General features: G+C 30.9%; 12 protein-coding genes. All 12 read left to right on the forward strand.

The window, feature by feature from the left end; genetic code table 11:
- Positions 1-157: 157 nt before the first annotated feature.
- The 12 genes from VN21_RS09165 (at position 158) to gpmI (ending at position 12856) form a co-directional block, all read left to right on the forward strand.
- Positions 158-1459, forward strand: a complete 1302-nt coding sequence (locus tag VN21_RS09165; RefSeq protein WP_046822989.1) for an L-cysteine desulfidase family protein — start codon at positions 158-160, stop codon at positions 1457-1459.
- A 76-nt stretch (positions 1460-1535) separates the two neighbouring features.
- On the forward strand, positions 1536-2075 hold the full coding sequence (hpt, locus tag VN21_RS09170; RefSeq protein WP_046822990.1) for a hypoxanthine phosphoribosyltransferase: 540 nt from the start codon (positions 1536-1538) through the stop codon (positions 2073-2075).
- A gap of 164 nt (positions 2076-2239) precedes the next feature.
- Entirely contained in the window at positions 2240-3358 is a 1119-nt protein-coding gene (locus VN21_RS09175) for an N-acetyldiaminopimelate deacetylase (protein WP_046822991.1), read from the forward strand.
- A gap of 72 nt (positions 3359-3430) precedes the next feature.
- The gene (locus tag VN21_RS09180; RefSeq protein ID WP_021430255.1) at positions 3431-3685 is read left to right on the forward strand and encodes a small, acid-soluble spore protein, alpha/beta type; all 255 of its coding nucleotides are present in this window, start codon (positions 3431-3433) and stop codon (positions 3683-3685) included.
- Positions 3672-4418 (forward strand): class I SAM-dependent DNA methyltransferase, encoded by a 747-nt coding sequence (locus tag VN21_RS09185; RefSeq protein ID WP_046822992.1) that lies wholly within the window; start codon positions 3672-3674, stop codon positions 4416-4418. Before VN21_RS09180 ends, VN21_RS09185 begins: the two co-directional genes overlap by 14 nt.
- A 34-nt stretch (positions 4419-4452) precedes the next feature.
- Positions 4453-5334 (forward strand): Hsp33 family molecular chaperone HslO, encoded by an 882-nt coding sequence (hslO, locus tag VN21_RS09190; RefSeq protein ID WP_046822993.1) that lies wholly within the window; start codon positions 4453-4455, stop codon positions 5332-5334.
- A 98-nt stretch (positions 5335-5432) separates the two neighbouring features.
- Positions 5433-6788 (forward strand): RNA polymerase factor sigma-54, encoded by a 1356-nt coding sequence (gene rpoN, locus VN21_RS09195; RefSeq protein ID WP_226896690.1) that lies wholly within the window; start codon positions 5433-5435, stop codon positions 6786-6788.
- Between the two features lie 144 nt (positions 6789-6932).
- Positions 6933-7955, forward strand: a complete 1023-nt coding sequence (locus VN21_RS09200) for a sugar-binding transcriptional regulator (RefSeq protein ID WP_046822994.1) — start codon at positions 6933-6935, stop codon at positions 7953-7955.
- A gap of 58 nt (positions 7956-8013) precedes the next feature.
- Complete coding sequence (gap, locus tag VN21_RS09205; protein WP_046822995.1) at positions 8014-9021, forward strand: type I glyceraldehyde-3-phosphate dehydrogenase; 1008 nt, start codon at positions 8014-8016, stop codon at positions 9019-9021.
- Between the two features lie 237 nt (positions 9022-9258).
- Positions 9259-10458 (forward strand): phosphoglycerate kinase, encoded by a 1200-nt coding sequence (locus VN21_RS09210; protein ID WP_046822996.1) that lies wholly within the window; start codon positions 9259-9261, stop codon positions 10456-10458.
- Positions 10459-10570: 112 nt separating this feature from the next.
- Positions 10571-11317 carry a triose-phosphate isomerase gene (gene tpiA / locus VN21_RS09215; RefSeq protein WP_021430225.1) on the forward strand — a complete coding sequence of 249 codons (747 nt, stop codon included), beginning with the start codon at positions 10571-10573 and terminating at the stop codon, positions 11315-11317.
- Positions 11318-11332: 15 nt separating this feature from the next.
- Positions 11333-12856, forward strand: coding sequence for a 2,3-bisphosphoglycerate-independent phosphoglycerate mutase (gpmI, locus tag VN21_RS09220; protein ID WP_046822997.1), 1524 nt, complete (start codon positions 11333-11335; stop codon positions 12854-12856).
- Positions 12857-12915: the final 59 nt, after the last annotated feature.

Consider the following 12915-nt stretch of genomic DNA (forward strand, 5'->3'; position numbering starts at 1 on the left):
AGACTATTTTTTTTCGAAATGAGATTAGAATGATAAAAAATTATTTTTCTAAATTGTAAATAAAGCCATTTCAAGGGTTTAAAAAATAATAAAAGTTGGCATACTTCTTGCTTTATAAATAAGACATAAATATTATAGCTATCAGGAGGAAAACACAATGAAAAATTTACAAACAAAATTAGTTAATATATTAAACGCAGAAGTTAAACCAGCTTTAGGTTGTACAGAACCAGTAGCAGTAGCATTAGCTTGTGCTAAAGCAAAAGAAACTTTAGGTGAAGAAGTAGTAAAATGTACAATAGGTCTTAGCCCTAACGTATACAAAAATGGTATGTGTGTAGGTATACCAGGAACTGAAAGATTAGGATTAAAAATATCTGCAGCAATGGGACTTATAGGTGGAAAATCAGAAAACGGATTAAGAGTTTTAGAAACATTAACAAAAGAAGATGTTAAAGTTGCAGAAGACTTCATGGATAACAACGATATAAACATATCACCAATAGATACAGAAGAAAAAGTTTATATAGAAGTTGAATTAGAAGGTAAAAACAACACTGCTAAAGTTGTTATAAGAACTAAACATGACAACATAGTATTTGTTGAAAAAAATGAAGATGTATTAGTAAGTGAAGAAATAGTTGAAGTTGCAACTACAGCAGAACCTAAAGAAAATATATTAGATACTATAACAATAAAAGAAATAGTAGAAGCTATGGAAACTGTAGATTTTGAAGAAATAAAATTCTTATTAGACGGAATAACTATGAATGAAGAGATAGCTAAGTACGGATTAAATGAAAAAGTAGGAGTAGGTGTAGGGTTCGGTATAAAGAAATCTATTGAATCAGGATTATTAGGTGATGACTTAATGAACTACACAATGATGATAACAGCAGCTGCATCTGATGCAAGAATGGCTGGAGTTAAATTACCAGTTATGAGTTCTAACGGAAGTGGAAACCACGGTATAACTGCTATACTTCCAATAGTTGCATACAATGATAAATTCCCTCAAAGCGAAGATAAATTAGCTAGATCATTAGCAATATCTCACTTATTAACTGCATACGTTAAAAACTACACAGGAAGATTATCTGCAGTATGTGGATGTGGAGTTGCAGCAAGTATAGGAGCTACATCAGGATTATCTTGGTTAATGGGATGTAATGAAACTCAAATAGAAGGTGCTATAGAAAATATGGTAGCTAACTTAAGTGGTATGATATGTGATGGAGCTAAGGCTGGATGTGCATTAAAACTTGCATCAGCAGCATCAGCAGCAGTACAAAGTGCTATAATAGCTAAACAAGACTGTATAGTACCTCCAATGAACGGAATAGTAGGAACTGGAGCAGAGCAAAGTATACAAAACTTAGGAAGAGTAAGTGATAAAGGAATGACTACAACTGATAAGGTTATAATAAGAGTAATGGACGACATGAATAAAGCTAACTAATATTATATTTACCCCGTTGCAAAATTGGTAAATCTCCTATAAAATAGATATACTATAACATTTCGGAGGTTGTAACATGGATATAGAAACTAAAAAATGGGAAGTATTATGTTCAGAAGAACAAATACAAGAAAGATTAAAAGAATTAGGAGCACAAATATCTAAGGATTATGAAGGAAAAAAATTAATGGTAATATCACTGTTAAAAGGAAGCTTCATATTCTGCGCAGACTTAGTAAGACACATAACAGTACCTGTTAAAATCGGATTTATGACTACTTCAAGCTACGGGCATGGAGAAAGCAGTACTGGTCAAGTTAACATGGTAGCAGATATAAGTGATGATATAGAAGGATATGATGTTTTAGTTGTAGATGATATAACAGATACAGCTCTTACAATGAACTTTGTTATGGGTCACTTAAAAACTAAGAACCCTGCTAGTATAAAATGTTGTGTTCTTTTAGATAAACCAAGTAGAAGAAAAGTGGAATTAGTTCCTAACTACTGTGGATTTGAAATAGAAGATAAATTTGTTGTAGGATACGGATTAAACTTCGGAGATTACTACAGAAACATACCTTACGTATTTAACGTTACTAACGAAGATAGATAAAAAAAGATTGGGATTTTCCCAATCTTTTTTTATGCTTAAATAAATTATATTAAACAAGGCATTAATAACAATAGTTTTAAAAAACTTAGGCACTAATAGCAATACAAAGCGCATATATATTGGGTATAATAAAAACATATAAATTGATAATAAAGGAGATTTGTATGAATAATATATGTAATATAAAAGAGTGCATGAAAAATAATAGAAAAGAATTACATGTACTAGCTGAAATAGGAAATCAAGAGTTTAAAACTAGTAAATATATAAAAGATTATTTAAATAATATAGGTGTAGAATATGAAGAAATGTTAGACACTGCCGTAGTTGGAATTATAAAAGGAAAAAATCCTAAAAAAACTATAGCTTTTAGATCGGATATGGATGCTCTTACATTAGGGGAAAAAGCTATGCACTTATGTGGGCATGATGGACATATGAGTATATTACTTGGATTAGTAACATATTTAAATGAAAATAGAGAAAATCTGATGGATGATATAGTATTTATATTCCAACCAGCAGAAGAAGGTCCAGGAGGAGCTAAACCATTAATCAACGCAGGTATAGTAGAAAAGTATAAAATAGATGAAATATATGGGCTTCATATATATCCAGAAATACCTGAAGGTTATGTAGGGACTAGACCAAATTACTTCTTAGCTCAAGTTGGAGAATTAGACATAGATATTATTGCTAAAAGTGGTCATGGAGCTATGCCTCAAAATGGAATAGATGGAATAGTTTTAGCTTCTAGCTTTATTAGTAGCTTACAAACAATAGTATCAAGAAATATAAGTCCACTAGATAATGCTGTACTTACTATAGGTAAGATGCATGGAGGGACTAGAAGGAATATAATAGCTGAAAATATTAGAATAGAAGGTACTATAAGAGCTTTTAAACCAGAAGTATATGAAACTATTAAAGAAAGAATTAGAGAACTAGCTAAAGGATATGAAGTAGCTTACAACTGTAAGATAGAAGTAGAAATAAGAGATGACTATCCAGCTGTTAATAATAATGAAGCTTTATTTGAAGAGTTTGAACAGGCAATAGGAAGCGATAAACTTATTAAACTAGAACCTATAATGATATCAGAAGATTTTTCTTACTATCAACAAGTTCTTCCAGGGTTATTCTTTATGCTAGGGGCAAGAAATGAAGAAAAAGGATTTGTAAATGGACTTCATAGTTTAAACTTTAATTTTGATGAAAATATATTAGGCAATGCCTTAGATGTATATATCAAATTATTAAAACATAAAAAATCAATATTATAATACTAAATCACTCCTCAATTTTGTATAAATTTTGTTCATATGACAAAAATATAAAATAAAGGAGTGATTTTTATGAATTATAAAGATATTGATATAAATAAACCAAGAGAGAAAAGCGCAACTAAGAAAAAGAAAATATTGACAGATGATGATATAATGAAATATGAGATAGCATCAGAACTTGGTCTAATGGATAAGGTTTCTGAGCTTGGTTGGGGAGGTTTAACAGCCAAAGAAGCAGGTCGTATAGGTGGTACGTTGACATCTCGTAAAAAGAAAAAGAAAAAAATGGAAAAGGAAGAAAATAAAGACGATGGATCAGTATAGAGATTTTGCATTTGTATATGATGAACTTATGAATGATGTTGATTATGACAAATGGGTTAAATATATAGAAGATATAATAGACAACGAAAATGTAAAAGTTAAAAATATACTAGAATTAGCATGTGGAACAGGAAATATAACTATTCCTTTAGCTAAAAAAGAATACGATATAGCTGGAATTGATATATCTGCAGAAATGTTAGGTGTAGCTAGAGAAAAAGCTGAAAAACAAGGAATAGAGCTTGTATTATTACAACAAGATATAGCTGAACTTGACTTTGATATAACAGGTTTAGATTGTGTTTTATGTGCTTGTGATGGATTCAACTATATAACTTATGATGATGATTTACAAAATGTTTTTGATACAACTCATGAGTTATTAAAAGAAAATGGAATATTCATATTTGACATAAGTTCATATTATAAATTAGCCAATATATTAGGTGGTAATATATATGGTGAAAATAGAGAAGATGTATCTTATTTATGGCAAAATTATTTTGATACAGAAGAAAACTTATTAGAAATGGAATTAGCATTTTTCATAAAAGGTGAAGATGGAAGATATGATAAGTTTGAAGAGGTACATCAGCAAAGAGCGTATACAGAAGATGAAATAGTAGAAATGCTTCAAGAATCAGGTTTTAAAGATGTAAAAGTTTATGGAGACTTTACATTCAATAAACCAAAAGACGATTCGGAAAGAGTATTTTTTGTTTGTAAAAAATAGACATAAAGTTTTAATGTGATTGGAGGAAAATATTATGAAGGATTATGTTTTAAGAGCAACAGCTGGAGATGGACAGGTAAGAGCTTTTGTTGCAACTACTAGAAATATGGTAGAAACAGCTAGAGATCTTCATAAGACAAGTAAAGTTGCTACAGCTGCTTTAGGAAGAACACTAACAGCAACATCTATGATGGGTCTTATGATGAAAAACGATGGAGATAAAATAACAGTTATAATAAAAGGTGGCGGACCTATAGGAAGTATATTAGCTACAGCTAACTCTAAGGGGATAGTAAAAGGGTACGTTGATAACCCAAATGTTGTAGTAGAAGATTATGAAAATGGTAAGTTAAATGTTGCAGCTGCTGTTGGAAGTGAAGGAACAGTAAGAGTTACAAAAGACTTAGGATTAAGAGAACCTTATAATGGTTCATATCCTATGGTTAGCGGAGAAATAGCCCAAGATTTAACATATTATTTCGCAGTATCAGAACAAACTCCATCAGTAGTAGCCCTAGGAGTATTGACAAAAGAAGAAGAAGTTGAATATGCAGGTGGATTTATAGTTCAATTAATGCCAGATGCAACTGAAGAAACTATATCAAAATTAGAGTCTAACGTTGCTAACTTAGATTCTATAACAAATATGTTAAAAGAAGGAAAAACTCCTGAAGACATACTTAATATAGTACTTGATGGATTAAATCCTCAAATTCTAGATAAGTATGATGTTGGATTCGAATGTGAATGCTCAAAAGAAAGAGTTGAAGGAGTTTTAATATCTATAGGACAACATCAATTAGCTGAAATAATAGAAGAAGATAAAAAAGCTGAAATAGGATGTCAATTCTGTAACTCAAAATACATGTTTGATGAAGATGAATTAAAAGCTATATTAGATAAAATGAACAAGTAATGAAATAATAAATAAAACCCTTTTGCATAAGAGTCATACCAAGTGGTAGAATATATTTATGCGAAAGGGTTTTTTTGGATTGAAAAAATAAAAGCGGGGTGAAAAATTTGAACTTTAACAACAGGCTAGAATTAACTCAATCTCAAAAGCTGGTGATGACTACACAGCTAAAACAGTCATTAGCAATACTCAATATGAGTAAAGTTGAATTAGAAGAAGAGATAAGAAAAGAATCAGAGGAAAATCCCTTATTAGATATAGAACGAAAAGAGGAAATAGACTGGGAAGCTTACATAAAAAATATGGATACCGGATATAAAAGAGAAGTAAATTATAATCCAGATAATGATTTAAATCTAGAAAATATGATAAGGGAAGATGTTAATTTATATGAACACTTAAGTCTTCAAATAGGATTATACAAAATTAGTCAACTAGAAAAAGAAGTTTGTAATTACATAATTGATAGCTTGGATGAAGATGGATATCTAAGATTTTCAGAAGAAATAATGTTGAACGAGTTAAAAGAGTTAAATGTAGATGAAAATACATTTTTAGAGTGTTTAAAAAAAGTTCAACAGCTAGATCCTATAGGAGTTGGAGCTAGAGATTTAGTTGAATGTCTAATTTTGCAAATTGAAAATGCAGGAGAATATGACGAAGATTTAATAAATATAATCAAAGAAGATTTAGACTTAATAGCTTCTAATAAAGTTAAAGAAATAAGCAAAAAACACAAAATTCCAATGCAAAGATGTGTTAATCTAGTCCACAAAATTAAGTCATTGGATCCTAGACCGGGAAGATTGTGTTGCAGTGAGAAAACGGTATACGTGCAACCTGATGTTATAGTTGAAAAAATTGATAATGAGTTTATAGTTTATAAAAATGAAAAAGATTCTTATATGTTAAAGATCAATAATTTTTACAAAGAAGTACTTAGAAATACATCATCAGACAATGATGCTAAAGAATTTATAAAATCAAAATTAAATTCTGCTACTAGCTTGGTAAAAAATATACAAAGCCGAAACCATACAATACTAAAAATTGCAGAAACAATAGTTTCTTGCCAAGAAGAATTTTTTAATAAAGGACCACAATTTATAAAACCACTAAAATTAAAAGATATAGCTCATATAATTGACTGTCATGAATCTACAGTAAGTAGAGGAGTAAATGGAAAATACATGTTAACTCCATTTGGAGTATATGAATTTAAATACTTCTTTAGCAGTGCCATTGAAACACAAAATGAAGAAATGGCATCTAGCACCAGCATAAAAAAAATAATAAAGGAAACAATAAAGTCTGAAAATAAGAAGAAACCGTTAAGTGATGAGCAACTATCTAAAATTTTAAAGGAAAGCGGAATTTCAGTAGCTAGACGTACTGTAGCCAAGTACAGAGAAGAGTTAAAGATACCTTCATCTAGTAAAAGAAAAGAGTATTAAAATAATTAAATATAAAAAAATTTTAAAAACTATTGAAATTAATAAGGATTTCCTATAAAATAAAATTAACTTGTGGGACTAAAATATGAACAAGGGACAATAAATGTCCCTTAAATAAGAATTATATTGAAGGAGTAACTTTTAATGAATGACTTAATTAATATACAAAAGAAACTAATTCCACAGGTAATAGAAATTATGGAAAGAAGATATTCTATATTAAGACAGATATCTTTAAGTGAACCTATAGGAAGACGTACATTATCAAATATGCTAGAGATTAGCGAAAGAATAGTTAGATCAGAGACAGAAGTCTTAAAAGAGCAAAATCTAATAAATGTAGCTGTTTCAGGAATGACGGTTACAGAAGAAGGATTAGATCTTTTAGATCAACTAAAAGATATTATGAATGATGTTATGGGTCTTTCACAGCTACAACATAGAGTTAAAGAGAAATTGGGAATTAAAAAAGTTATAATTGTTCCTGGTGACTTTGAAAAGAATGAGAGCTTATTAAAAGATGTAGCGAAACAAGGTGCTGAATACTTCTTAAGTATACTAAAAGACAACAGTGTCGTAGCAGTAACAGGTGGAAGTACTATGCTAGAATTTGCCAACAGTTTAAAAAGCGACAAAAAATACAATCAAACGACTATAGTTCCTGCTAGAGGAGGGGTCGGAAAAGATGTAGAAACTCAATCAAATAACATAGTAGCTATATTAGGAAAAAAATTAGGAGCACATTACAAATTACTTCATGTACCAGATGAACTAGGTGTAGAAGCAATGAAAACGCTTAGTTTAGAACCAGAAATACACAAAACATTAAATTTTGTTTTAAACACAGATATACTTGTATTTGGAATTGGAAGAGCAGATGAAATGGCTACAAGAAGAAAATTACCAAAAGAGCAAGTTGAAGAAATTTTATCTAAAGGGGCTGTAGGTGAAGCATTTGGATATTATTTCAACAAAAATGGTGAAATAGTATATGAATTAAATACTGTAGGAATAAAATTAGAAACATTTAAATCTGTAAAAAATAACATAGCAATATTTGCAGGATCAAGTAAAGCAGAAGCGGTTACTGCAATATCTAAGTTAAATGATAATATGGTTATAATTACAGATGAACAAAGTGCTTATAAAATATTAGAAGTAAATTAGTTAATAACTAGCAAAGCTAGCTAAATATATACACATTTATATTAGGGAGGCAAACATAATGGTTAAAGTAGCAATTAATGGATTTGGAAGAATAGGTAGATTAGCTCTAAGAAGATTAATGGAGCAAACAGATAAATTTGAAGTAGTAGCAATAAATGACTTAACAGACGCTAAGACATTAGCTCACTTATTCAAATATGATTCAGCTCAAGGAAGATTCAATGGTGAAATAGAAGTTAAAGAAGGAGCTTTCGTAGTTAACGGACAAGAAATAAAAGTTACTGCTGAGAGAAACCCTGCAGACTTACCTTGGAAAGAGTTAAACGTTGATATAGTATTAGAGTGTACTGGATTCTTCACTTCTCAAGAAAAAGCTGGTCTTCATTTAGAAGCTGGAGCTAAAAAAGTTGTTATATCAGCACCTGCAACAGGAGACTTAAAAACAGTAGTATTTAACGTTAACCATGACATATTAGATGGAAGCGAAACAGTTATATCAGGGGCTTCTTGTACAACTAACTGTTTAGCACCAATGGCTAAAACTTTAAATGATAAATTCGGATTACAAAAAGGATTCATGACTACAATACATGCATACACTAATGACCAAAATACTTTAGATGGTCCTCATGCTAAAGGAGACTTAAGAAGAGCTAGAGCTGCTGCTTCTAACATAGTTCCTAACACTACAGGAGCTGCAAAAGCTATAGGTTTAGTTATACCAGAATTAAAAGGTAAATTAGACGGAGGAGCTCAAAGAGTTCCAGTTATAACTGGTTCTTTAACTGAATTAGTTTGTACATTAGATAAAAAAGTAACTGTAGAAGAAATAAATGCTGAAATGCAAGCTGCATCTAATGAATCTTTCGGATACACTGAAGAGCCATTAGTATCTTCAGACATAGTAGGAATAGAGTTCGGATCATTATTCGATGCAACTCAAACAAAAGTTATGGAAGTAAACGGAGAGCAATTAGTTAAAGTTGTTTCTTGGTATGACAATGAAATGTCTTACACTTCTCAATTAATAAGAACTTTAGGATACTTCGCTAACTTAGCTAAGTAATTCGTATAAATAAAAATATACAGGCTTTAAAAAAGTCCGGGTTTGTAGTTTAACACTACGGGCTCTGGACTTTTTTACGATTATAGATCGTACTAGACAAAAATTTGATTATAAATCAGCAAAAATAAGTATATCAAGAAAAGTAAATTTTTATAAATGTGACATACTTTATTGGTCAAAAAGCATAAATATGATATACTGATTTGTGGAAAACATTTTTTGAGAGGAGATAGTACCATGTCAATGCTTAATAAGAAAACAATAGAAGATATAAATGTGTGCGGTAAAAAAGTTTTAGTTAGATGTGACTTCAACGTACCTTTAAAGGATGGGGTTATAACTGATGAAAATAGATTAAACGGAGCTATGCCTACTATAAAATACTTAGTAGAGAACGGAGCAAAGGTTATATTATGCTCTCACTTAGGAAAACCAAAAGGTGAAGCTAAGCCAGAATTATCTTTAGCACCAGTAGCTAAAAGATTATCTGAAATGTTAGGTAAAGAAGTAGTATTTGCAGCTGACGAAAACGTTGTAGGGGAAAATGCAAAAACTGCTGTAGAAAAAATGGAAAACGGAGATATAGTATTATTAGAAAATACTAGATATAGAAAAGAAGAAACTAAAAATGAAGAAAACTTCTCTAAAGAGTTAGCTTCATTAGCTGAAATATTTGTAAATGATGCATTCGGAACTGCTCATAGAGCTCACTGTTCAACAGTTGGGGCTGGAGAGTTCTTAAATGAAAAAGTTTGCGGATACTTAATACAAAAAGAATTAAAGTTCTTAGGAGAAGCTGTAGCTAATCCAGTAAGACCTTTCACTGCTATATTAGGAGGAGCAAAAGTTTCTGATAAGATAGCTGTTATAAATGAATTATTAGAAAAAGTAGACAACCTAATAATAGGTGGAGGAATGGCTTACACATTCTTAAAAGCTCAAGGATACCAAATAGGAACTTCATTAGTTGAAGAAGATAAGGTAGAATACGCTAAAGAAATGATGGAAAAAGCAAAAGCTAAAGGTGTTAAATTATTATTACCAATAGATAATGCTGCCAGTAATAAATTTGCAGATGTTGCTCCAGTTATAACTGAAGATGCAAACATACCAGAAGGATTCATGGGACTAGATATAGGACCAAAAACTATAGAAGAATACGTAAATACAGTAAATGCTTCTAAAACAATAGTATGGAATGGACCTATGGGAGTTTTCGAATTTGAAAACTTTGCAAAAGGAACATTAGCTGTTGCTAAAACTATGGCAGCTTTAGAAAATGCTACAACAGTAATAGGTGGAGGAGACTCTGCTGCAGCTGTTAACCAATTAGGATTTGGAGATAAGATGACTCACGTTTCTACAGGTGGAGGAGCTTCTCTAGAATTCTTAGAAGGTAAAGACTTACCAGGTATATCAGCATTAGACAATAAATAAGCCTTAAATTTTATCAATAATTATATATATAGCTTACAGTAGATAAATTTAATTTTATCTACTGTAAGCAAAAAAGTACTATATTCAATTTATAGTAATGGAGGAAGTAAAAATGAGAAAACCTATAATAGCAGGAAACTGGAAAATGCACAAAACTATAGCAGAAGCTGTAGAGTTTGTTAATGAGATAAAAGGAAAAGTAAATAATACAGATGTAGAGGCAGTTATATGTGCTCCTTTCACTTTATTAAAAGATTTAAAGGAAGCTACAAAAGGAACTCCTATAAAAATAGGTGCTCAAAATATGCACTATGCAGATAATGGAGCATTTACAGGAGAAATATCTGCACCTATGTTAAAAGAATTAGATATAGATTATGTAGTATTAGGACATTCTGAAAGAAGACAATACTTCAATGAAACTAATGAAACAGTAAACAAGAAAGTATTAAAAGCTTTAGAAGCTGGAATAGATCCAATATTATGTATAGGTGAAACTTTAGAAGAAAGAGAAGCAGATAAAACTAAAGATGTTTGTAAAGTTCAAACTGAAAAAGCTTTAGAAAATGTAACTGCAGAAGATATGAAAAAAGTTGTTATAGCTTACGAGCCAATATGGGCTATAGGAACTGGAAAAACTGCAACTGCTGAGCAAGCTAACGATGTTATAGCATATGTTAGAGAAGTAGTTAAAGGATTATACGGAGAAGAAATATCAGAAGAAGTAAGAATACAATACGGAGGAAGTGTAAAACCTTCTAATGTATCAGAAATAATGAACCAAACTGATATAGATGGAGCTTTAGTTGGTGGAGCTAGTCTACAACCAGCTGACTTCACAGAACTTGTTAATTTCTAAGGAGTGAAAAAAGACATGAAAAAACCAGTAGCATTAATAATAATGGACGGTTTTGGATGTAGTGAAGTAAAGATAGGAAATGCAGTAGCAAGTGCAAAAACTCCTAACTTAGACAAATTACATGAAAACTACCCTCATACTTTAATACAAGCTAGTGGTCTTGATGTTGGTCTTCCAGATGGACAAATGGGTAACTCAGAAGTAGGGCACACTAACATCGGAGCAGGAAGAATAGTATATCAAGATTTAACTAGAGTTAGTAAGGCAATAGAAGATGGAGAACTTTTCAAAAATGATGTCTTATTAGAAGCAATGAAAAATGGGAAAGAACATTCACTTCATTTAATGGGATTACTATCTAATGGAGGAGTTCATTCACATATAGACCATTTAAAAGCTTTAATAAAAATGGCTAAAGAAAATGGTGTTGAAAATGTATATGTTCATGCATTCACAGATGGTAGAGACACTGATCCAAAGAGTGCTTTAACATTCATCGAAGATGTTGAAAAATACATGCAAGAAGTAGGAGTGGGGAAATTTGCATCAGTATCTGGGAGATACTATGCTATGGATAGAGATAAAAGATGGGAAAGAATACAACTAGCTTATGACGCTATGGTTGATGGAAAAGGCGAAACTGCTACTTCTGCAAAAGAAGCTGTAGAAAAAGCTTATAAAGAAAACAAGACTGATGAATTCGTACTACCAACTGTAATAGTTGAAGACGGAAAACCAGTAGGTCTTATAAAAGAAAATGACTCTATAATATTTGGTAACTTTAGACCAGATAGAGCAAGACAAATAACAAGAGCATTAGTTTGCGATGAATTTGTTGGATTTGAAAGACCATGTATGAAAACTTACTTTGTTTGTTTAACTACATATGACATAACTATAAAAAATGTACACGTAGCATTCAAACCACAAAGCTTAGAAAATACATTAGGAGAATATTTAGCTAAAAACGGTAAGACTCAATTAAGAGCTGCTGAAACAGAAAAATATGCTCATGTTACTTTCTTCTTTAATGGTGGAGTTGAAGAACCAAACAAAGGTGAAGATAGATTATTAGTACCATCTCCAAAGGTTGCAACATATGATTTACAACCTGAAATGAGTGCTGATGAATTAACAGAAAAAATGTTAAAAGCTATAGATGAAGATAAATATGACTTTATAGTACTAAACTATGCTAACCCAGATATGGTTGGACATACTGGAGTTATAGAAGCAGCAGTTAAGGCTGTAGAGGAAGTTGATAAATGTGTTGGACAAGTTACAAATAAAGTTTTAGAAAAAGGTGGAGTAGCTTTAATAACAGCTGACCATGGTAATGCAGAATTAATGCAAGATCCAGAAACTAAAACAACTATAACTGCGCACTCAACTAACCCAGTACCATTTATGGTTGTTGGTGATGAATACAAGTCTTCTAAACTTAAAGAAGGTGGAAGATTATCTGATATAGCGCCAACTGTACTTGACATAATGAATTTACAAAAACCAGAAGAAATGACTGGAGATTCATTAATATAAAAGTAATGTAATTTTACAAAAGATTACATTAAATACTATTAATTACCAATATTTATAAT

It is taken from the genome of Paraclostridium benzoelyticum, from assembly GCF_001006285.1.
Taxonomy (GTDB): domain Bacteria; phylum Bacillota; class Clostridia; order Peptostreptococcales; family Peptostreptococcaceae; genus Paraclostridium; species Paraclostridium benzoelyticum.

Bases quoted from the DNA above. Each gene is read 5' to 3' on its own strand.
- VN21_RS09200 (WP_046822994.1), top strand. From the start codon at position 6,933: ATGAATGACTTAATTAATATACAAAAGAAACTAATTCCACAGGTAATA.
- hslO (WP_046822993.1), top strand. From the start codon at position 4,453: ATGAAGGATTATGTTTTAAGAGCAACAGCTGGAGATGGACAGGTAAGA.
- gpmI (WP_046822997.1), top strand. From the start codon at position 11,333: ATGAAAAAACCAGTAGCATTAATAATAATGGACGGTTTTGGATGTAGT.
- tpiA (WP_021430225.1), top strand. From the start codon at position 10,571: ATGAGAAAACCTATAATAGCAGGAAACTGGAAAATGCACAAAACTATA.
- VN21_RS09165 (WP_046822989.1), top strand. From the start codon at position 158: ATGAAAAATTTACAAACAAAATTAGTTAATATATTAAACGCAGAAGTT.
- gap (WP_046822995.1), top strand. From the start codon at position 8,014: ATGGTTAAAGTAGCAATTAATGGATTTGGAAGAATAGGTAGATTAGCT.
- VN21_RS09185 (WP_046822992.1), top strand. From the start codon at position 3,672: ATGGATCAGTATAGAGATTTTGCATTTGTATATGATGAACTTATGAAT.
- VN21_RS09175 (WP_046822991.1), top strand. From the start codon at position 2,240: ATGAATAATATATGTAATATAAAAGAGTGCATGAAAAATAATAGAAAA.
- hpt (WP_046822990.1), top strand. From the start codon at position 1,536: ATGGATATAGAAACTAAAAAATGGGAAGTATTATGTTCAGAAGAACAA.
- VN21_RS09210 (WP_046822996.1), top strand. From the start codon at position 9,259: ATGTCAATGCTTAATAAGAAAACAATAGAAGATATAAATGTGTGCGGT.
- VN21_RS09180 (WP_021430255.1), top strand. From the start codon at position 3,431: ATGAATTATAAAGATATTGATATAAATAAACCAAGAGAGAAAAGCGCA.